This is a genomic window from Pseudoduganella sp. jia 9, from assembly GCF_055502615.1.
Genome location: NZ_JBUPWE010000003.1, coordinates 164,512 through 183,059, shown reverse-complemented (window position 1 = coordinate 183,059; position 18,548 = coordinate 164,512). Strand labels below are relative to the sequence as shown.

General features: G+C 65.1%; 19 protein-coding genes and 1 pseudogene. 7 read left to right on the top strand and 13 right to left on the bottom strand.

Features of this window, described 5'->3' with window-relative positions; genetic code table 11:
- Positions 1-39: 39 nt before the first annotated feature.
- From ACY34H_RS04080 to ACY34H_RS04070, 3 genes are all read right to left on the bottom strand, one after another.
- Positions 40-1,095, bottom strand: coding sequence for an alkene reductase (locus ACY34H_RS04080; protein WP_464976210.1), 1,056 nt, complete (start codon positions 1,093-1,095; stop codon positions 40-42).
- Positions 1,096-1,135: 40 nt separating this feature from the next.
- The gene (locus ACY34H_RS04075) at positions 1,136-1,441 is read right to left on the bottom strand and encodes an ArsR/SmtB family transcription factor (RefSeq protein ID WP_464976209.1); all 306 of its coding nucleotides are present in this window, start codon (positions 1,439-1,441) and stop codon (positions 1,136-1,138) included.
- A gap of 170 nt (positions 1,442-1,611) precedes the next feature.
- Positions 1,612-2,565 carry a M14 family metallopeptidase gene (locus ACY34H_RS04070; protein WP_464976208.1) on the bottom strand — a complete coding sequence of 318 codons (954 nt, stop codon included), beginning with the start codon at positions 2,563-2,565 and terminating at the stop codon, positions 1,612-1,614.
- 68 nt (positions 2,566-2,633) lie between these two features.
- On the opposite strand from ACY34H_RS04070, the gene ACY34H_RS04065 reads away from it, so the two are divergent.
- Positions 2,634-3,761 carry an acyltransferase family protein gene (locus ACY34H_RS04065; protein WP_464976207.1) on the top strand — a complete coding sequence of 376 codons (1,128 nt, stop codon included), beginning with the start codon at positions 2,634-2,636 and terminating at the stop codon, positions 3,759-3,761.
- A gap of 57 nt (positions 3,762-3,818) precedes the next feature.
- Here the strand turns inward: ACY34H_RS04065 and ACY34H_RS04060 are convergent, their stop codons facing one another.
- The 4 genes from ACY34H_RS04060 to ACY34H_RS04045 form a co-directional block, all read right to left on the bottom strand.
- Positions 3,819-4,472: a PEP-CTERM sorting domain-containing protein gene (locus tag ACY34H_RS04060; RefSeq protein WP_464976374.1), complete on the bottom strand. Its 654-nt coding sequence runs from the start codon at positions 4,470-4,472 to the stop codon at positions 3,819-3,821.
- A gap of 301 nt (positions 4,473-4,773) precedes the next feature.
- Positions 4,774-5,238, bottom strand: a complete 465-nt coding sequence (locus ACY34H_RS04055) for a hypothetical protein (RefSeq protein ID WP_464976206.1) — start codon at positions 5,236-5,238, stop codon at positions 4,774-4,776.
- Positions 5,239-5,269: 31 nt separating this feature from the next.
- Entirely contained in the window at positions 5,270-6,160 is an 891-nt protein-coding gene (locus ACY34H_RS04050; protein ID WP_464976205.1) for a pirin family protein, read from the bottom strand.
- A 55-nt stretch (positions 6,161-6,215) separates the two neighbouring features.
- Positions 6,216-6,812: an FMN-dependent NADH-azoreductase gene (locus ACY34H_RS04045; RefSeq protein WP_464976204.1), complete on the bottom strand. Its 597-nt coding sequence runs from the start codon at positions 6,810-6,812 to the stop codon at positions 6,216-6,218.
- A gap of 123 nt (positions 6,813-6,935) precedes the next feature.
- Between ACY34H_RS04045 and ACY34H_RS04040 the strand changes: the two genes are divergently transcribed.
- On the top strand, positions 6,936-7,841 hold the full coding sequence (locus ACY34H_RS04040) for a LysR family transcriptional regulator (RefSeq protein ID WP_464976203.1): 906 nt from the start codon (positions 6,936-6,938) through the stop codon (positions 7,839-7,841).
- A 182-nt stretch (positions 7,842-8,023) separates the two neighbouring features.
- Here the strand turns inward: ACY34H_RS04040 and asd are convergent, their stop codons facing one another.
- Complete coding sequence (asd, locus tag ACY34H_RS04035) at positions 8,024-8,869, bottom strand: archaetidylserine decarboxylase (RefSeq protein ID WP_464976202.1); 846 nt, start codon at positions 8,867-8,869, stop codon at positions 8,024-8,026.
- A 185-nt stretch (positions 8,870-9,054) separates the two neighbouring features.
- Between asd and ACY34H_RS04030 the strand changes: the two genes are divergently transcribed.
- On the top strand, positions 9,055-11,274 hold the full coding sequence (locus ACY34H_RS04030) for a TonB-dependent receptor plug domain-containing protein (protein WP_464976201.1): 2,220 nt from the start codon (positions 9,055-9,057) through the stop codon (positions 11,272-11,274).
- 50 nt (positions 11,275-11,324) lie between these two features.
- On the opposite strand, the gene ACY34H_RS04025 is transcribed toward ACY34H_RS04030, so the two are convergent.
- Positions 11,325-11,795, bottom strand: a complete 471-nt coding sequence (locus tag ACY34H_RS04025; RefSeq protein WP_464976200.1) for a cupin domain-containing protein — start codon at positions 11,793-11,795, stop codon at positions 11,325-11,327.
- 236 nt (positions 11,796-12,031) lie between these two features.
- Here ACY34H_RS04025 and ACY34H_RS04020 point away from each other — a divergent pair, with 236 nt between their 5' ends.
- Positions 12,032-12,325, top strand: a complete 294-nt coding sequence (locus tag ACY34H_RS04020) for an H-NS histone family protein (protein ID WP_464976199.1) — start codon at positions 12,032-12,034, stop codon at positions 12,323-12,325.
- Between the two features lie 350 nt (positions 12,326-12,675).
- Here ACY34H_RS04020 and ACY34H_RS04015 read toward each other — a convergent pair whose 3' ends face one another.
- The gene (locus ACY34H_RS04015; protein WP_464976198.1) at positions 12,676-13,062 is read right to left on the bottom strand and encodes a VOC family protein; all 387 of its coding nucleotides are present in this window, start codon (positions 13,060-13,062) and stop codon (positions 12,676-12,678) included.
- 174 nt (positions 13,063-13,236) lie between these two features.
- Here ACY34H_RS04015 and ACY34H_RS04010 point away from each other — a divergent pair, with 174 nt between their 5' ends.
- A complete protein-coding gene (locus ACY34H_RS04010) occupies positions 13,237-13,845 on the top strand; it encodes an LON peptidase substrate-binding domain-containing protein (protein WP_464976197.1) in 609 nt (202 codons plus the stop codon).
- 145 nt (positions 13,846-13,990) lie between these two features.
- Positions 13,991-14,587: pseudogene (locus tag ACY34H_RS04005) on the top strand (FMN-binding negative transcriptional regulator); the annotation flags it as partial.
- On the opposite strand, the gene ACY34H_RS04000 reads toward ACY34H_RS04005, so the two are convergent.
- Positions 14,574-15,527, bottom strand: a complete 954-nt coding sequence (locus ACY34H_RS04000; protein ID WP_464976196.1) for a DMT family transporter — start codon at positions 15,525-15,527, stop codon at positions 14,574-14,576. The pseudogene ACY34H_RS04005 and the gene ACY34H_RS04000 overlap by 14 nt on opposite strands.
- Positions 15,528-15,606: 79 nt before the next feature.
- Here ACY34H_RS04000 and ACY34H_RS03995 point away from each other — a divergent pair, with 79 nt between their 5' ends.
- A complete protein-coding gene (locus ACY34H_RS03995) occupies positions 15,607-16,959 on the top strand; it encodes an erythromycin esterase family protein (protein ID WP_464976195.1) in 1,353 nt (450 codons plus the stop codon).
- 140 nt (positions 16,960-17,099) lie between these two features.
- Here ACY34H_RS03995 and ACY34H_RS03990 read toward each other — a convergent pair whose 3' ends face one another.
- Together ACY34H_RS03990 and trpS are read right to left on the bottom strand one after the other, a co-directional pair.
- Complete coding sequence (locus ACY34H_RS03990) at positions 17,100-17,381, bottom strand: DUF1294 domain-containing protein (RefSeq protein ID WP_464976194.1); 282 nt, start codon at positions 17,379-17,381, stop codon at positions 17,100-17,102.
- Positions 17,382-17,430: 49 nt separating this feature from the next.
- A complete protein-coding gene (gene trpS / locus ACY34H_RS03985; RefSeq protein WP_464976193.1) occupies positions 17,431-18,468 on the bottom strand; it encodes a tryptophan--tRNA ligase in 1,038 nt (345 codons plus the stop codon).
- Positions 18,469-18,548: the final 80 nt, after the last annotated feature.

Sequence of the window (18,548 nt, the reverse complement as noted above, 5' to 3'; positions counted from 1 at the left end):
CAGCCATCTCCGTGAATGGCTGCCGGCATGGGCCAGGCGTCAGGCCAGCGCCGGATAATCGATATACCCTTCCGCGCCGGGCGCGTAGAACAGCTCCGGCCGCTGCGGATTGAGCGACGCGCCGGTGCGCAGGCGTTCCGGCAGGTCCGGGTTGGCGATGAAGTCCTTGCCCCAGGCGATCGCGTCGGCGGTGCCATCGTTCAGCGCCTGCTGCGCGGCTTCGAGGCTGAACTGCTCGTTGGCAATGTACACGCCGCCGAATTCCTTCTTCAGCAGCGGGCCCAGGCTGTCTTCGCCGATGGCTTCGCGCGCGCAGATGAAGGCAATCTTGCGCTTGCCCAGTTCGCGTGCCACGTAGCCGAACGTGCCGGCCGGGTCCGAATCTCCCATGTCGTGCGAATCGCGGCGCGGTGCCAGGTGCATGCCGACGCGGTCGGCGCTCCACACGTCGATGGCCGCGTCGGTTGCTTCCAGCAGCAGGCGGGCGCGGTTTTCGATCGGGCCGCCGTAGGCATCGGTGCGCTGGTTCGTGCTGTCTTGCAGGAACTGGTCGAGCAGGTAGCCGTTGGCGCCGTGGATTTCCACGCCGTCGAAACCGGCCCGCTTGGCGTTTTCCGCGCCCTTGCGGTATGCGGCGACCACGCCCGGGATCTCAGCGGTTTCCAGCGCGCGCGGTACCGCGTACGGGCGCATCGGACGCAGCAGGCTGACGTGGCCCTTGGCCGCGATCGGGCTCGGCGCTACCGGCGCGGCACCGTCCAGCAGGCTGGGATCGGAAATGCGGCCGACGTGCCACAGCTGCAGGAAGATCTTGCCGCCCTTCGCATGGACCGCTTCGGTCACCAGTTTCCAGCCTTCGACCTGCTCATCCGACCAGATGCCCGGCGTGTTCTCGTAGCCGACACCCTGCGGCGTCACCGAGGTGGCTTCCGAAAGGATCAGTCCGGCGCCGGAACGCTGGGCATAGTATTCGGCCATCAGTGCGTTCGGCACGCGGCCGGGGCCGACAGCGCGGGCACGGGTGAGGGGCGCCATGACGACGCGGTTTTTCAGCGTCACGCCGCCGATGGTGATGGGGTCGAACAGAGTGGTCATATCGTTTCCTGTAGAAAGTGCCTGCGCAGTGTTGTCTGCGTTACAGGCCAGTGTTGATGTGATCGAGAAATGCCGCGATGACCTCTTCATTACGCTTGAACATATTCCACTGTCCAAGGCGCGTCACCGAGACGAGCCCCGCCTTTTGCAGGACCGCCAGGTGGCCCGACACCGTCGATTGCGACAGGCCGCAGCGCTCGTCGATCTTGCCCGCGCACACGCCCAGGCTGAGCGGGTGAAGCTGGTCGGCGAAATGCGTTTCCGGCTCCTTCAGCCAGCCGAGGATGTCGCGGCGGACCGGGTTGGCCAGTGCCTTGTGGATGGCGTCGATGTCGAGTTCAGTCATATCAGGTTTTCTCGATGCGTCTATCGTATTGCTCCGATACGCATATCGGGATAGTACGATATAAATTCAACCCTTGCAGGGAACGCTTCAAACAGGAGTTTTAATGGTTTAAATATTGCTCCGCAGGCCCATGGCATGATCGTGCCGCGGTTGCCGGGCCGGCGGGCGCCTCAGAAATCGCCGTTGACCCGCGCCAGGTAGTACCACTCGCTGTCGGCGGTGGCCGCGCGGTCCGGGAACAGGATGACGCAATCGGCCTCGGCCAGCACCGGCGTGCCATCGGCCCGGCGGCCGATCTCGTCGCCCCGGTGCACGCGGTCGAAGCTGGTCCATGCCCGGCTGAATGTGTCGCCATCGCCGCGCTTGTCGTGCACTTCGTCCATCGACAGCACTTCCATCCGTTCTCGCGGAATGGGAGGGGGCCGCGGCGCATCGATCAGGCCGAGGTGCGCCAGGGTGTTCAGGATGGCGCGGTGCGCCACGTCGGGCGCCTGCGGATCGTCGTGCTGGCCGCACTCGAGCGTCAGCGCATAGCCGCCGGTCGTGCGCATGAACTCGGTCGTGCCGACACCGTAGCGCAGTACCGTTTCAAGCCGGCTATCGTCGCGCAGGCGCCGCCGCACGCCCGCGCCATACGTGCGCAGCCAGCCGTCGACGAAACGCCGCACGCCCAGCACACGGGCCAGTGCACGTTCTTCCCGTTCGCGCCGGAACGGTTCCAGCGGACCATCGTTGTCGCGCGGGCCCACCATCACGAACGGCTCGCCCGGCGAGTTGAAGGAGTGCAGGTCCAGCAGCACGTCATGTGCCGCCAGTAGCGGGCACAGCCAGTTGGCGACGCGGTCTTCGAAATCCTGCGGATCGGCCTTAGGGAACAGGTTGCGGTTCAGGTTGCGGTCGCCGGCCCGTTCGCCTTTGGCGTAGGCCAGGGGATTGACGACCGGCACGAAGGTGACGCTGCCGTTGACGATGGCGAGGTCGCCACTGTCGAGCTGCGCCATCACCCGTTCGATGCCTTGCGTGCCGGCCGTTTCGTTGCCGTGCACGGCACCGGTGACGATCAGCCGGGGGCCCGGACCCTGGCCCGCGTAATGGAGGGATCGGAAGTGCAGTGTGCGGTTCATGCTGGTCCTCGAAACAATGAGAGCGCCATTTTAGCGCCGCCGCAGGGCGCGGCAGTACAATGCCGGCCATGCAACCCTCCACCCGCCAGCCCGGCCTGGACACGCTGCGCGCCCTCGCGATCGTGCTCGTGTTCGCCAATCACTACATGAGCTTCGTGACCGACGAAGCCACGTTCGGCTTCGTCAGCAAGATCGGCTGGACGGGCGTGGACCTGTTCTTCGCACTGTCCGGCTACCTGATCGGCAACCAGATCCTGGCCGGCCTGCGCGCCGGCAATTTCTCGATGGGCCGGTTCGCCGCGCGCCGCCTGTTGCGCACGCTGCCCAATTATTACGTGGTGCTGGCGCTCTACGCATTCTGGCCGCCGTTCATCGACGGCACGCGCCACGCGCCGTGGTGGCAATACCTGACCTTTACGCTCAATCTCGGCCTGGTGCCGGGCACGCGGTTTTCCCATTCCTGGTCGCTCTGCGTGGAAGAGCAGTTCTATTTCGTGCTGCCGGTCGTGGCGCTGCTGATCGCGCGCTGCCGGAACGCCGTGACGCTGGGCTGGTGTGCGCTGGCCTGCGGTTTCCTGGCCGGCATGCTGTTTCGCGACATGGGCTGGCAGGAGGCCCGGCCGCCGCAATGGGGCAACGGCCGGTTCTATACGGAGGTCTACTATGCCACGCTGTGCCGGTTCGATGAATTGCTGGCCGGCGTGGCGCTGGCGATGATCCGGCAATGCCATGCGCCGCTGTGGGTGCGCATCACATCGTTCGGCAACTGGACGCTGGCGGCCGGCATCCTGGTGACGTCGCTGGCCATGAAGCTGTTCCTGGACGACCACTTCGGCCACGCGGTCACCGTGTTCGGCTATCCGCTGCTGGCGCTGGGTTTTGCGCTGCTGGTGCTGGCGGCGCTGAGCCCCGCGTCGCTGCTCGCGCGCATGCGGGTGCCCGGGGCGGGCAGCGTGGCGGTGTGGTCGTACGCGATCTACCTGACCCACAAGCAGCTGTGCGTGGTGCTGGCCAAGGCCTTGCGGCCGATGGGCACCGACCCGGGCGGGGCGGCCGGTATCGCGGTACTGGCCGTTGCCAGCCTGGGCGCGGGCTGGCTGCTGTACAAGGTGGTGGAAACACCGTTCATGCTGCTGCGTGAAAAATACGTGCCGGCCGTGGCGCGGCCGGCGCTCCCGGCCGGGGCCTCGGCCTGAATGCACAGGGCGGCCGCACGGACCGCCCTGTCGCCGGACAAGCCCGTGTTTACCTCGTTACGACGTGCGGCCTTTGCGGCGCGCGGCATAGCCCAGCAGGCCGAGGCCAGCCAGCATCATGCCGTACGTTTCCGGTTCCGGCACGGCTGCCACGGACAGGTGCAGGTCGTTGACCGTGGTGAACACGCCCGGGTCATTCTCGCCACGCAGGACGAACAGCGAGGTCAGTGCCACGTCCGACACGAAGCCGACAAAGGAACCGGATTCCGGTGCCTCGATCGTGTAGGTCAGCGTGGCGCCGCTGCTGTCCGTTGCCGTGATCGTGATGGCATCGAGCGGTGCCGAGAGACCGAACAGGTCGGAACCGAAGAAGAAGCCGCCGGCGCCGGCAACCGGGCCGTTCAGCGTGAAGGTCAGTCCGTCGCCACTCCAGCCCGGCGTTACCCACATATCCGTGCCATCGTCGCTTGCGCCCCACAGCTCCGCGGTCTCGGGACCGGTGCTGAGTTCATACGAATAGTCGCCCGCGTCACGGATCAAGGGGCCCTCGTAGGGTTCGATGCCGAGATCGTCGAAGGTATCGACGCCGGTATTGCCGACGGCCGCGAGGTAGGCGGACTGGCTGGAATAGGAAGTGATATCCGCTTGCGCGGCACTGGCGGAAAGCAGCAGGACGGCGGTAGCGACAGCGGTTTTCGCAGAGAGGGACATACGCACGATTTGGCTCCAAAAACTGTGGTTAAGGAAGACTTCTCTTGTATGTTGTTCAGCGCCGAACCGCTCCTAATCTAATACCGTCGAGCTCGGTTAGCAATCCTGTATTAAAAATAAATTAATATAGTTTCTTTTAATCGTGCGCAGGCAGTGGCTCATTTAGTATTTGAGGAGGTGTGTCCGCAACGTGCAGAAAACGCGGGGATGGCGGTGCATGCCGCTGCCGGCATGCCGTCGTGGCAGGTCGAGGCAATCATCTCGAGGTCCTGCGATTGCAGCCCGACTGTCGAAGCGCGGTTCAGCGCATCTCGATCACGTCGAACGGCGCATCCCGCTGCGCCATGAAGTCGAGCACCGTACGGATGCGCGCCGGAGCCTCATCGTGCGCGGTGGCGGCGATTGCCGCTTTCAGGCCCGGCATCGCTTCGACGATATGCGGACTCCGGTAAGCCTGTATCAGCAGGGCGGCAAGTTGCGCCGCCTCGCGTTCGTGGTGCAGCCGCAAACGCTGTTCCAGGATGCCGAACAGCGCGCGCTGCATGCGCGGCGTGGGATTGGTGATGTGGGCGAAGACCAGCGGCGTGTTGGCGATCGCTTCGCAGATGCGGCGCTCCATGTCGTCCGGCTTGACGTCGGAAGCGATGTCGAAGTAGGCCGCGTTCCAGCGCGTGCGCGCGTAGGCGTGGCCGGGCGGGAAAGAGTCGGCCGTGTCGAGCCCGAGGGCCCGGCTCAGCCGTTTGAACAGGTCGATCAGCGTGGTCATGCGTGCATTCTAGCCGACCACGCTGCCGCGGTCAGGTGGCGTCCTGGGCTTCTTCTCCCAGCAGGCCGGCACGGAAGTCCTGCACCGCCTGGTGGATCTCCTGCTGCGTGTTCATCACGAACGGGCCGTACTGGGCGATCGGCTCGTTCAGCGGGCGGCCCGCGACCAGGATGAAGCGGGCCGCGGCCGCGGCCGGGGCCGCGACGGTGGCGCCGTCCGCCTCCGCCTCGTTGGCCAGGATCGCCATGCTGCGCTCCGCCACCACCTTGCCGGCCACCGTCACGCTGCCGCGGTACGGATAGAGGAAAGCGTTGTGCCCGGCCGGCAGCAACTGGCTGAACGTGGCGCCGGCCGGCAGTTCGACATCGAGGTAGACCGGTTCCGTCACGTCGCGCGTCACGGCGCCCGTCACGCCGTGGCTGTGGCCGGCGATCACGCGCACCGTGGCGCCTTCGGCGGTGGTGAACGCGGGGATGTCGGCGGCCTTGAAGTCCTTGTACCAGGGCTTCATCAGCTTGTCTTTCGCGGGCAGGTTCAGCCACAGCTGGAAGCCTTCCATCAGGCCCGCTTCCTGCTCAGGCATCTCGGAGTGGATCACGCCGCGGCCGGCCGTCATCCATTGCACGCCGCCGTTTTCCAGCAGGCCTTCGTTGCCGGCGCTGTCGCGGTGGCGCATGCGGCCTTCGAGCATGTAGGTCACGGTCTCGAAGCCGCGGTGCGGGTGGTCGGGGAAGCCGGCGAGGTAGTCGCTGGCTTCTTCCGAACCGAAATTGTCCAGCATCAGGAACGGATCGAGGCGGCGCTGCAGCGGCTGGGTCAGCACGCGGTTGATCTTCACGCCCGCGCCATCCATCACGGCCTGGCCCTGGATCACGCGCTCCACGCTGCGTGGACGGCGGACGGTTTCTGCGTTGTTGCTCATGATTGTTCTCCTTGTTCCCGATACTGGCGGTTTGCTTGCTTGTCTGCTTGCCGGCTTAAGCCAGCACGGCGTTGATCTGGTCGTCCGCGTCGGCGCGGGCACGGGCCACGGCGTCCGCGCCCAGGCCATGGCCTTCCGAAAACACGAACTGTACATCGGTCAGGCCCACGAACGACAGGAAGGCCTTCAGATGCGGCAATTGCGTGTCGGACGGGGCATCCTTGTGCAGGCCGCCGCGGGTCACCGCCACATACACCTTCTTGCCCGTCAGCAGACCGACCGGGCCGGTCGCGCCGTACTTGAACGTGACGCCGGCGCGGGCGATCGCGTCGAACCAGCTTTTCAGTTGCACGGTGATGCCGAAGTTGTACATCGGCGCGCCGATCACGATCACGTCGGCCGCCTGTGCCTGGGCGATCAGCGCGTCGTCGAGCGCCACGCGGGCGGCCTGCTCGGCGCTGCGCTGGTCCGCCGGCGTGAACAGGGCCTGCAGGGCGGCCTCGTCCAGCACAGGGTGGGGGGCCGCGGCCAGGTCGCGGCGCACGACGGTGGCGTTGCCGCCGGCCGCCAGCTTCGCGACGATCGCGTCGGCCACGCGGGTGGATTCGGAACCGTTGCTGCGGGCGCTGGAATTGATTTGCAGGATGTTCATGGTGTGCTCCGTTGAATTGGTTGATTGCTGCGATGGATGTACTTTACGCGTTCCATTCGTGCCGATAAAGACGGTAAAATGGATAACATTCATCCACTAGTGGAACAATCAAGGAGGCTGCACGTGGATATCGACCCAAGCGATCTGCTGCTGTTTGCCCGCATCGTTGAAACAGGCAGCTTCAGCCAGGCAGCCGAGCGGACCGGCTTGCCGAAGTCGACCGTGTCGAGGCGGCTGTCGCTGCTGGAAGCCCGGCTGGGCGAACGCCTGTTGCAGCGCACGACGCGCCGCCTGGTGTTGACCGAATTCGGCACCAGCCTGCTCGAACACGCGCGCAAGGTGGCGGAGGAAACGGCGGCCGCGGGCGCGCTGGCGCAGCACCGGCAGGGCGCCCCGAACGGCTTGCTGAAGGTGTCGATGCCGGCCGATTTCGCCAATGAAGTCATGGGCAGCCTGCTGCCGGCGTTCATGGCGAAATATCCGGCCGTTTCCTTGCAGTTCGATCTGTCGCCCCGGCGTGTCGACCTGGTCGCCGAAGGTTTCGATCTCGCCGTGCGGATGGGGGCGCTGCCGGACGACGCCACGCTGGCCGCCCGGCCGGTGGTGCTCAGCACGTGGTCGCTGTACGCATCGCCGTCGTACACGGTGCTGCGCGGGCTGCCATCGCATCCGGACGAGCTGTTCAGGCACGATCTGCTGGGGCTGTCACGTACCGCGTCCGGCATGGCGCAGTGGACGCTATCGCGGGGAAAAGTGCAATGGGAGCGCGAAGTGCCGGTGCGGATGACCGGCAACTCGCCGGAACTGCTGGCCCGGCTCGCCGCCGCCGGCGCCGGCATCGCCAGCTGCACCGACCGCTACGCCGCACCACTGCTGGCCGCCGGCACGCTGGTCAAGGTATTGCCCGAGTGGAGTTTCCCCGCCGTCACCGGCTACGCCGTGTTTCCCGGCCGCCGGCTGATGCCGGCAAAGACCCGCGCCTTCCTCGACATGCTCGAAGCACACCACGACACAAGCGCAAAAAAATAGGGACGTACCCCTGTTTCCAAGCAAAACTGGGGACGTACCCCTGTTCTTGGGAAACTGGCTGTCACGAGGCCGACGTGCGACTGGAAAGCTCCGCTTGCCCGACAAGCTGCCAAAGCAGCCAGCGGGCACCTATCGCCATTTTCCTGACAACAAGGGTACGTCCCCAGTTTTGCCTGGGAACACTACGGGAGTGCGGCCATCGGTTCGCCCAGCCGCACGGCGCCGGCAGGCTGCCAGCCGGGGTTGAAGGCGAGGGAGTCTTTCGGGAACAGCATGACGACGGTGGAGCCCAGCAGGAAGCGGCCCAGTTCCTCGCCTTTGCGCAGCATGATGTGCTGGTCGAGGTACGACCATTCGCGGATGTCCGCCTGGCGCGGCGGATTGACGACGCCATGCCATACGGTGGCCATGCTGCCGACGATCGTCGCGCCCACCAGCGTCATCACGAAGGGGCCGTGCGCCGTGTCGAACACGCAGACCACGCGCTCGTTGCGGGCGAACAGGCCGGGAATGCCGCGCGCGGTCGTCGGATTCACGGAAAACAGGCTGCCGGGAATGTAGATCATCCGCGTCAGCTTGCCGTCGCACGGCATGTGGATGCGGTGATAGTCCCGTGGCGACAGGTACAGGTTGGCGAAGCTGCCATGCCGGAACAGGTCGGCCAGGGCGCGGTCGCCACCCACCAGTGCCGTCGTCGTGAAGCTGTGGCCCTTGGCCTGGAAGATCTGGTCGTCCTCGATCGCGCCGAACTGGCTGATGCGGCCATCGACGGGGCAGACGAACGGCACGTCGGCAATCGGGCGCACGCCGGGTTTCAGCGCACGGGTAAAGAACTCGTTGAAGCTGTGGTAGCTGGCGATATCGGAATTTTCCGCTTCGGCCATATTCACATCGTATTTGCCGACGAACCAGCGTATCAGCCGCGTCGTCATTGCCCCGCCTTTCGCGCCCGCCACGCGGCCGGCGAAATTGGTCAATGCTCCTTTCGGGAGCAGGTATTGCGGGAGGACGGCAAGGCGGTCGGACACGATATGGATTTCCTGATAAGGAATATTGGTTGGATCAGCGCGCATTATAGCCGCGCACGCAGGGGCAATGGCGCGGGAATCACCCGGAAATATTTCCGGCAATGTAAGCTGTTCGATTGAAACTCCGGCAAAATAGCGCTACCACCGCTTTTTATCGTTCAATTTTTTACAATAAAACGTTTTCCATGCGTTCGCCCAATTCCCTCATTCCATTCAAGCTGGCCGCGTTGACGGCTGCCATTCTCGCTTCGCTGCCCGCATTCGCCAATATTGTGCAAACCCTGCCCGACACCGGCGAACAGCGCACGCAACAGGAGCCGCAAAAGCCGGCCGAACCGATGCAGACCGTTGAAATCAAGGGCGCCGCCGCAGCCTACGATCCGCGCCGCGACGATACCGCCAGCAAGATCGTCGTCTCGGACGAGGAAATCAAGCGTTACGGCGATACGGCGATCACCGATGTATTCAAGCGGATTCCCGGCGTGACGGTCGGCGGCTCCGGCCGGGGCGGCGGTGACATCCGCATGCGCGGCTTGGGCAGCGGCTACACGCAGATCCTGCTGAATGGCGAACGGGCACCGGCTGGTTTCTCGATCGATACGCTGTCGCCGGACGTGATCGAACGCATCGAGATCGTGCGCGCCGCCAGCGCCGAGTTTTCCACCCAGTCGATCGCCGGCACGATCAATATCGTGCTGAAACGGGCCGTCAAGACGGCACAACGCGAGCTCAAGCTCAGTGCCGCCAAGAGCGCCGACCAGAACAGCCCGAGCGGCAGCCTGCAGCTGTCGGACAAGGACGGCGCGCTGTCGTATTCGCTGAGCGGGAATTTCTGGCGCGGCACCTACGATCGCGCCTCCCCGGTCGAGGAAACGCTGGTGGACCCGGCCGGTCAATTGCGCATGGTGCGCCACACGCGCCAGCAGGACGGCGGCCGCTGGGAAGGCATGAACCTGGCTCCGCGGCTCAACTGGAACCTGGGCGGCGGCGATACGCTGACGTCGCAAACCTTCGTCAACTTCAACCGCAACCGCTATCACGGCTACCAGGAAATCGATACCGAACTGGGCACGCCGCCGCGCTTCGATGTGCGCGATATGTACAACAGCAACCGCAGCCTGTTCGCCCGGACCGACCTGAACTGGGTAAAACGGCTGGGCGAGGGCGGCAAGCTCGATGCCAAAGCGGGCATCAGCGGCATGCGCTCGGACGGCACGTGGCACGAGTTCGACTACCGCGCCGCCGTGCTGGGGCGCGACGCGACCGTTCTCAGCGAAACGACCGAAAAGGGCTTTTCCACCCAGGGCAAGTACTCCGCGCCCTGGCTGGAAGATCATGCGCTGTCGATGGGCTGGGATGCCGGCCTGACGCTGCGCGACGACGTGCGCACCGAGGACGAGGCCGACCTGCCGGGCTATGCCGCGGTGGATTCGGACGAGGGCTACGAGGCGAAGGTCACGAGGCTGGCGCTGTACGCGCAGGATGAGTGGAATCTCACGCCGCGCTGGTCGGTCTATGCCGGCCTGCGCTGGGAAGGCATTGAAACCACCAGCGAGGGCGACAGCTTCGACACCGTGAGCCAGACCAACAGCGTGTGGAGCCCGCTGGCGCAAACCCTGTACAAGCTGCCGGACAGCCGCGACCAGGTACGCCTGGCGCTGACCCGTACCTACAAGGCGCCGAGCCCGAACAACCTGGTGCCGCGGCGCTTCACGTCCACCAACAACAGCCAGACCGAGCCCGATCGCCGCGGCAATCCAGACCTGCAGCCCGAACTGGCCTCGGGCATCGACGCGTCGTACGAGCACTACTGGGGCGACAATGCGCTGTTGTCGGCGGCGGCCTCGATGCGGCGCATCAGTGGCTATACGCGGCAGGGACTGTTCCTCGAGAACGGCCGGTGGATCGCCACGCCGGTCAACGACGGCAATGCCACGACCCGGAGCATCGAGCTGGAAGCCAAGTTCCCGCTGGCGGCTGTGCTGGACGATGCGCCCGCTGTCGACCTGCGGGCCAGCGTGGCGCGCAACTGGTCGCGCGTGGACGTGGTGCCGGGGCCGGACAATCGCCTGGACCAGCAAACACCGCTGTCGGCCACGTTCGGTGCCGATTACCGTTCGCGCGACGGCAAGCTGGCCACGGGTGCCAGCTTCGCCTTCCGCGATGGCGGCCCGGTGCGCATCGACATCAACCAGACCGGCTACCAGAGCGTGCGGCGCGACCTCGACGTGTACGCGTTATGGAAGTTCAACCCGCAGTACCAGTTGCGCGTGGCCGTCTCGAACCTGCTCGGCCAGGATTCGTTGGGCGACTCCGCGTACCTCGACGGGAACGGCACGCTGCGCCGTACCAGCATCTATCCCGGCTATGCACAGGGGCGGGCAACGCTGGAAATGCGTTTCTGAGCGTTGCCGCGGGAACCCGGGCCGGGCCCGGCCCGATTCATGGCGCCGGGTTAATACGGCGATCCATCCTTGTGTAAAAACCGCCAGCTGCCGTTATCGAACACGGCAGCCAGGTCGTCGCGCGGATAGACGGCCGTGTCGCCCGCCGAACGGTCGCCGATCTCCAGGAATACCGCGTCGGCCGCCGAACGGTTTTCCAGCCGGTGCGCGCGACCTCCCGCCTTGAATCCCGCGCACATTCCCGGCGTCATTACCATTTCACCTTCATCGGTAACCAGTACCGCTTCGCCAGCCACCAGATAAATGAATTCGTCTTGCGTGGTATGCACATGCAAGAGTGCGGAGATACTTCCGGGTGCAAGCGTGCAGCGGTTCACGCCGAAATTCTTCAGCCCGAATATATCGCCGAGCGGCTGCTTCACACGGCCTGCCGTCATTTCCGCGAACGGCGATGGCAACAGCGATGGCCTGGTACGTGGTGCGGCGTCCGGCGCATTGATGGCAAGTGGGATGGTATTCATGGCCTGAGTTTATGAGGGTGGTTTTTATTCTCGCGTAAGCTTACACGACATTTAGTGTGAATATATGTGGAACGCCGCCGCAGTCTTATGGTAAATTGGCGGGACATTGAATTCTCACAGATTCTCACGCGCACTCCGGCACTCTGTGAGTGCGCAACTCTTGTCGCGCGCTCTGTACGCGGACTTTGTCATACGTACTGCTTCAGGCGTACTTTTTCACTTACCAAGGATTTGAGATGACGACTTACCAGGAATACCAGGCCAAGATCGCTGAATTGCAGAAGCAGGCTGAATTGGCCCGTCGGAACGAGATTTCCGAAGCGAAGGAGCGCATTGCCACGATCATGCGTGAACACAACCTGACCCTGGCTGACCTGGGTCCTGCCGTCAAATCGGCAAAGCCCGTCAAGCCGCGCGCACCGGTGCCGATGAAATACCGTGACGATGCAACCGGCCAGACCTGGACCGGCCGCGGCCGTGCGCCGAAATGGCTGGAAGGCCGCGCCAAGGAAGAGTTCCTGATCAAGTAATAATGCCGGGAATGCCATGGCCGTAATGCGGCGATGGCAGCGGCAGCGCGGTGCAGGGCGGGGCGATTTTAAGCGAACCCGAGCTTTAACATCGCCATGCCGGCGCGGGCAATGCGCCGGTGTGGCGAATCGGTGTGGCGAATATTCAACACACCGGTGCATTCAGGAGCAGCAATAAGTTACTGCTTTCCAGGCAGGGTGGCGATATATTCAAACTGCCTGCCATGTCTCCTCATCGATACGGCATAGTCCATGTATTCGAGGAGCGCTGGCCGGCACATCCGCCTGGCCGCCGGGACAACCGGGCACGGCGCTCTCCCAACGCTTGCGGCTTCTATCCCCGCATCCGTTCAATTCCCAGTAATGCTCAGAATATTCCCATCCGGATCTTTGAGCCAGGCGACTTTCATCTGTTCGCCGACATGGATATCTCCGTCCAGTTGCAGCCCCGGCATCTCATAATGTTCGAATGCCACCCCTTTCGATTTCAGTGCAGCGACGATTTCACCGATTTCGTCACCTACCGTCCAGGTTGCCGCGGTGGCCTTATTGGTGCCGGCAAACTCCGAACGGTAAACCATAATCTGCGAACTGCCGCTCAGATAAGACAGTACCTCGCCCTCCGCCTCGCCGCCGACAGGGTTTTCCTGCAGTCCCAGCACATCGCTGTAAAACGCCCGGGCCGCCGCGATATCGCGCACCGCGATCGTCGCCATCACTTCGGTATTCGCCAGCATGGTGTCCTCCTAGGGTTGAGACAACCCGCGCAGCGTATCGCGCCCCGGCTTGCGGCAGCGCGCTGTTGACCCGGCGGCCTCGGCATCGTTCTTGATGTTTACCTGCGTAACATTCCGTTGACCGGAAGATGCCAGGTGAGCGCCGCCCCGGTCCGATGTATGCAAAGATGCCGCATGATTCCATTATTTCCGCTCAATACGGTGCTATTCCCCGATGGCCGTCTCGCGCTGCAGGTATTCGAGGTGCGCTATCTCGACATGATCAAGCGGTGCATCGGCGGATCGGAGGAATTCGGCGTCGTGGCGCTGGCCGAGGGCGAGGAAGTGCGCAAGCCCGGCCAGCAGGAAATACTGGCCCCGGTCGGCACGCTGGCGCGCATCGTCGACTGGACGGCGCCGTTGCCGGGATTGATGCATATTACCTGCCTCGGTACGCAGCGCTTTCGCCTGCAGGCGGCCGAACAGTTGAAGCACGGCCTGTGGATGGCAAACGTCGAACGCCTGCCTGACGACCTGACGGTACCGGTGCCGGCCGAGCAGCAGGATGTAGCCAATGCACTGGGTTCGCTGATCCGCTCGCTGCAGGAGCGCGGCGTGACGCCGGCACAAATGCCGATGGGGGCGCCATATCGCCTCGACGAGAGTGGCTGGGTTGCAAACCGCTGGTGCGAACTGCTCGATATCGACCTCGCGCAGAAGCAATTGCTGCTGGCCCAGGACAATCCCGTGCTCCGGCTCGAACTGGTGCAGGATGCACTGGCCGACAGCGGCTACATGGACTGAGCGGTCACTTTCCCGGCGCAGCCTCCGGTCCTGGCTCCACCCTGGCGCCGCGGCGTGGCCCTTTGGCCGCGCCGCGTGCACCGCTACACTGGCGGTTCATTGCCAGGAGCCCATGATGTACAACCCCGCCTAGTTCGCCGAAGACCGCCTGGCCGTCCAGCATGCGCTGATGCGCGCCCATCCGCTGGCCACGCTGGTGGTGGCCGGCAGCATGGAGCTGACGGCCGATCTTGTGCCTTTCCAGTTGTATCCGGAAGAAGGCCCGCACGGCACGTTGCGCGCCCATGTGGCGCGCGCCAATCCGCTGTGGCGCGAACTGGAAGGCGGCGCCGAATGCCTGCTGCTGTTCCAGGGGCCGCAGGCGTACGTCAGCCCGGGCTGGTATGCCAGCAAGGCCGAGACGCACAAGGTCGTGCCGACCTGGAATTACGCGATGGTGCAGGTGCGCGGTACTGCGCGCGTCACCAGCGACGGAGCGTGGCTGCAGCGCCAGATGCGCGACCTCACGGCGACACACGAAGCCGCGCTGCCGCGGCCGTGGAGCCTCGACGATGCGCCGGCCGACTTCGTGGCGGCGCTGACGCGCGCCGTGGTCGGCATCGAGATTCCCATCGCCCATATCGCGGCGAAATGGAAGGTCAGCCAGAACCGCAGCGCGGCCGACCGGGCCGGCGTGGCCGACGGCCTGGCCGGCCGGGCCCCGGAGATGGCGGGACTGGTGCGCGCGCTTACTGGGGAGTGATCTCTTCTTCGGCCGCGTGCACCCGCACCGACCAGAGCACGCCGGCGGCCAGCAATCCGATGGCGGCGGCTTCCAGCGGCCGTGGCCAGGCCTGCCGGTAGATGAATCCGTACAGCAGCGCGAACAGCGTCTCGAACAGGATCAGCTGGCCGGACAGCGTGACCGGCACGCGCCGGCTGGCGATATTCCACAACTGGTTGCCGATCACCGAGGCGCCCAGTGCCAGCAGCGCATTGCAGGTCCAGAACAATCCCCAGTCGCGCCCGCTGGCCGCACCGGCCACGCCGGTCACTTCGCCGTGGCGCAGCGCCAGCGCCGGCACGGCGATGGCGAGCGCGATGATGCCCGTCGACAGGCCATACAGGGCCGACCACTCGGCGCTGCTGAAATGCGCATTGGCCTTCAGGTAGCGCGCGTTGTAGACTGCATACCAGGTCCAGCACAGCAGGGCTCCCGCCGCGCAGGCAAGGCCGGTGGCGGTCTGCCACAGCGGCCGCCCGGCTTCCCGTGCATGGGCGAACACGTCGACGTTGATGCAGGCGATGCCGGCCGCCACGACGGCCAGCGGCAGCGCCAGCCGGGCCAGCGGCACGGCGCCGTGGTCGTGCCGCCCGAGCAGCGTGACGGTGATCGGCAGCACGCCGATGATCAGCGACGTGGGCGCCACGCCGGCCAGCTTCACGCCCGTGGCCAGCAGCATGTAGTAAACGATGTTTCCCGCCAGCGCATGCCGCAGCAGCGCCGCGCAATCGTCACGGTCGAGCCGCTGCGCCAGGCTAGCGAGCTTCGGCAGCAGCAGCACGAACGCCATCGCGCCATACGCCGTGTAGCGGCCGAGGGCCAGCTCCAGCGGCGAGAATGCCGAGAGCAGCGCCGGCACGATGAACACCATTCCCCACAGCGCGCCCGCCAGCAGGCCGCACATTACGCCAGTCCACATGCATTGTTTCCATTTTTTATGCTGCGCCAGTGTCGCACAGAGTGCGTTATGGTGGCCACATCAGCTTCGGGAGACCATCATGACCGACAAGACCATCATCGGCGCCCTGAAGGGCGAGGCGCGGCCCTTTTCGGCCGCGGAGGATTTCGACTACCTGCTCGAATCGATCGGCGACGCATCGATCGTGCTGCTCGGCGAGGCCACGCACGGCACGCGCGAGTTCTACCGGCTGCGCGCGGAAATCAGCAAGCGGCTGATCGTCGACAAGGGCTTCGACGCGATCGCCGTCGAAGCGGACTGGCCGGACGCGCTGCGGGTGTCGCGCTACGTGCAGCACGGCGGCGACGACATGACCGCCGAGGGCGCGCTGTCCGGCTACAAGCGCTTTCCGCAGTGGATGTGGCGCAACCACGAGATCGTCGACCTGGTGAACTGGCTGCGCCTGCACAATGCCCACGTGGCCAGCAGCGTGCGCCGCGTGGGCTTCTACGGACTCGACCTGTACAGCCTGCGCCAGTCGATGCATGCGGTGATCGACTACCTGGACAGGGAAGACCCGGAAGCCGCCGACCGGGCGCGCCAGCGCTACGCCTGCATCGACCACATGGCCGAAGACCCGCAGCAGTACGGCTACGCGACGACATTCGGCATGAAGCCCCATTGCGAGGAAGAAGTGATGCGGCAGCTGCTGGAGCTGACGCGCCAGGCCAGCCTGCACGTGCGCGAAACGGGTGGGCAGGTGCCGGACGAACTGTTCTACGCGCAGCAGAACGCGCGTGTGGCACGCAATGCCGAAACCTACTACCGCTCGATGTTCCAGAGCCGCGACGAATCGTGGAACGTGCGCGATTCGCACATGGCGGAAACGCTGGAGGCGCTGCGCGAGCACATCAGCCAGCGCACCAGCCGGCCGGGCAAGATCGTCGTGTGGGCCCACAACTCGCACCTGGGCGATGCACGGGCCACCGAGATGGGCGAGCACGGCCAGCTGAACCTGGGCCAGCTGGTGCGCGAACGCTATCGCCCGGACGACATCTTCCTGCTCGGCTTCACGACCCACACCGGCACCGTGACGGCCGCCACCGAATGGGACGGCCCGGCGGAACTGAAGCAGGTGGTGGCGTCGCGGCCGGACAGCGTGGAGCGGCTGATGCACGAGACCTCGATCGCCACCGGCATGCCGCAATTCATGCTGCCGCTGCGCGGCCACGCCAGCATGCTGGCGCGGCTGCCGTCGCGCTACCTGGAACGCGCGATCGGCGTCATCTACCGCCCCGACACCGAGCGCTACAGCCACTACTTCCATGCCGACCCGGCCAGGCAGTTCGACGCGCTGGTACACGTCGACCGCAGCACTGCGCTGCGGCCGCTGGAACGCTCCGCCTTGTGGAAGCAGGACGAAGTGCCCGAAACCTACCCCAGCGGCTTGTAACTCAAAAAACTGGGGACGTACCCCTGTTTCCAGGCAAAACCGGGGACGTACCCATGTTTGGAAGCATCTCGCGTGGACGGTTGACCAAGCGCCGCGACCAGGAGAAATTTCCCGGAAACCAGGGTCCGTCCCCAGTTTGATCAGGAGAAATTTCTCAGAAACCAGGGTCCGTCCCCAGTTTGTGAGAGCACCAACAGCAGGGCGAGGATGGCGAGGTGCAGGGCGACGGTGCAGCGGTACTTCATCTGGAACGACGGCTTGGCGGACTTGTGCCGCACCAGCCGCTGCGCGAGCAGGGCGCCGGGCCAGCCGCCGGCCAGCCCGAGCAGCAGCAGCGTGCGCTCGGGCGTGCGGCGCCGGCCCAGGCGGGCGCCGCGCTTGTCGATGGCGTAGGCGAGGAAGGTGGCCAGGCTGGCCAGCACATGCCAGCCGGCCAGCGCGATGGCGAGTGCCGGGTGCAGGAGCGCGGGATCAGAAATAGTTCAGGCCCAGCGCCGCTTTCACTTCATCGGCAGTCCTTGCCGCCACTTCGCGGGCGCGCGCGGTGCCTTCCTTCAGCATCTGCATGACCTGGCCCTTGTCCTTGGCGAATTCCTCGCGCCGCGCGCGGATCGGCGCCAGCATTTCCTGCAGCACCGCTTCGAGGCGCTTCTTGACGATCGAATCGCCCAGGCCGCCGCGCACGTAGTGCGCCTTCATTTCTTCCAGTGCCGCCTTGTCGGTGTCGAACGCATCCAGGTAGATGAAGGCCACATTGCCTTCCAGGTGGCCCGGGTCCTGTACGCGCAGGTGCAGCGGATCGGTGTACACCTTCTTCACGGCAGCGGTGATCTCGTCGGCCGAGGCGCCCAGGTTGATCGTGTTGCCCAGCGACTTGCTCATCTTGGCCTTGCCGTCGATGCCCGGCAGGCGGCCGATTTCCGGCACCAGCGCCTTGCACTCGACGAGGATGTCGCGGTTGGCGATGCGGTTGAAGCGGCGCACGATCTCGTTGGTCTGCTCGATCATCGGGATCTGGTCTTCGCCGACCGGCACGATCGACGCCTTGAAAGCCGAAATGTCGGCGGCCTGCGAGGCCGGGTAGGTGAGGAAGCCGGCCGGGATGTCGCGCTCGAAGCCGCGCAGCACGATTTCCGCCTTCACCGTGGGGTTGCGCTCCAGGCGCGCGACGGTGACCATGTTCAGGTAATAGAACGTCAGCTCGGCCAGTTCGGGAATCTGCGACTGGATCAGGATCGTCGACTTGGCCGGGTCGATGCCCACCGCCAGGTAATCCAGCGCCACTTCGACGACGTTGCGGCGCACCTTGTCGATGTCGTCCATATTGTCGGTCAGCGCCTGCGAGTCGGCCAGCATGATGAACTGTTCATACTCGTGCTGGTAGCCGACGCGGCTGCGCAGGCTGCCCACGTAGTGGCCCAGGTGCAGCGGACCGGTCGGACGGTCGCCGGTGAGGATGACGGCAGGGGAGGCGGCGGACGCCGGGGCGGACATTTCAGGCTGGCTCATTGCATTCCTTCGGGGTTGGCCCCTGCCCGGATGCGCCATGAAAAACGCCACCCTGGCAGAGGCGGCGTTGATAGTTACAT

Excerpts from the sequence above, each read along its gene's own strand:
- ACY34H_RS04080 (WP_464976210.1), bottom strand. The coding sequence starts at position 1,095 with ATGACCACTCTGTTCGACCCCATCACCATCGGCGGCGTGACGCTGAAA.
- ACY34H_RS04075 (WP_464976209.1), bottom strand. The coding sequence starts at position 1,441 with ATGACTGAACTCGACATCGACGCCATCCACAAGGCACTGGCCAACCCG.
- ACY34H_RS04070 (WP_464976208.1), bottom strand. The coding sequence starts at position 2,565 with ATGAACCGCACACTGCACTTCCGATCCCTCCATTACGCGGGCCAGGGT.
- ACY34H_RS04065 (WP_464976207.1), top strand. The coding sequence starts at position 2,634 with ATGCAACCCTCCACCCGCCAGCCCGGCCTGGACACGCTGCGCGCCCTC.
- ACY34H_RS04060 (WP_464976374.1), bottom strand. The coding sequence starts at position 4,472 with ATGTCCCTCTCTGCGAAAACCGCTGTCGCTACCGCCGTCCTGCTGCTT.
- ACY34H_RS04055 (WP_464976206.1), bottom strand. The coding sequence starts at position 5,238 with ATGACCACGCTGATCGACCTGTTCAAACGGCTGAGCCGGGCCCTCGGG.
- ACY34H_RS04050 (WP_464976205.1), bottom strand. The coding sequence starts at position 6,160 with ATGAGCAACAACGCAGAAACCGTCCGCCGTCCACGCAGCGTGGAGCGC.
- ACY34H_RS04045 (WP_464976204.1), bottom strand. The coding sequence starts at position 6,812 with ATGAACATCCTGCAAATCAATTCCAGCGCCCGCAGCAACGGTTCCGAA.
- ACY34H_RS04030 (WP_464976201.1), top strand. The coding sequence starts at position 9,055 with ATGCGTTCGCCCAATTCCCTCATTCCATTCAAGCTGGCCGCGTTGACG.
- ACY34H_RS04025 (WP_464976200.1), bottom strand. The coding sequence starts at position 11,795 with ATGAATACCATCCCACTTGCCATCAATGCGCCGGACGCCGCACCACGT.
- ACY34H_RS04020 (WP_464976199.1), top strand. The coding sequence starts at position 12,032 with ATGACGACTTACCAGGAATACCAGGCCAAGATCGCTGAATTGCAGAAG.
- ACY34H_RS04015 (WP_464976198.1), bottom strand. The coding sequence starts at position 13,062 with ATGCTGGCGAATACCGAAGTGATGGCGACGATCGCGGTGCGCGATATC.
- ACY34H_RS04010 (WP_464976197.1), top strand. The coding sequence starts at position 13,237 with ATGATTCCATTATTTCCGCTCAATACGGTGCTATTCCCCGATGGCCGT.
- ACY34H_RS04000 (WP_464976196.1), bottom strand. The coding sequence starts at position 15,527 with ATGTGGACTGGCGTAATGTGCGGCCTGCTGGCGGGCGCGCTGTGGGGA.
- ACY34H_RS03995 (WP_464976195.1), top strand. The coding sequence starts at position 15,607 with ATGACCGACAAGACCATCATCGGCGCCCTGAAGGGCGAGGCGCGGCCC.
- trpS (WP_464976193.1), bottom strand. The coding sequence starts at position 18,468 with ATGAGCCAGCCTGAAATGTCCGCCCCGGCGTCCGCCGCCTCCCCTGCC.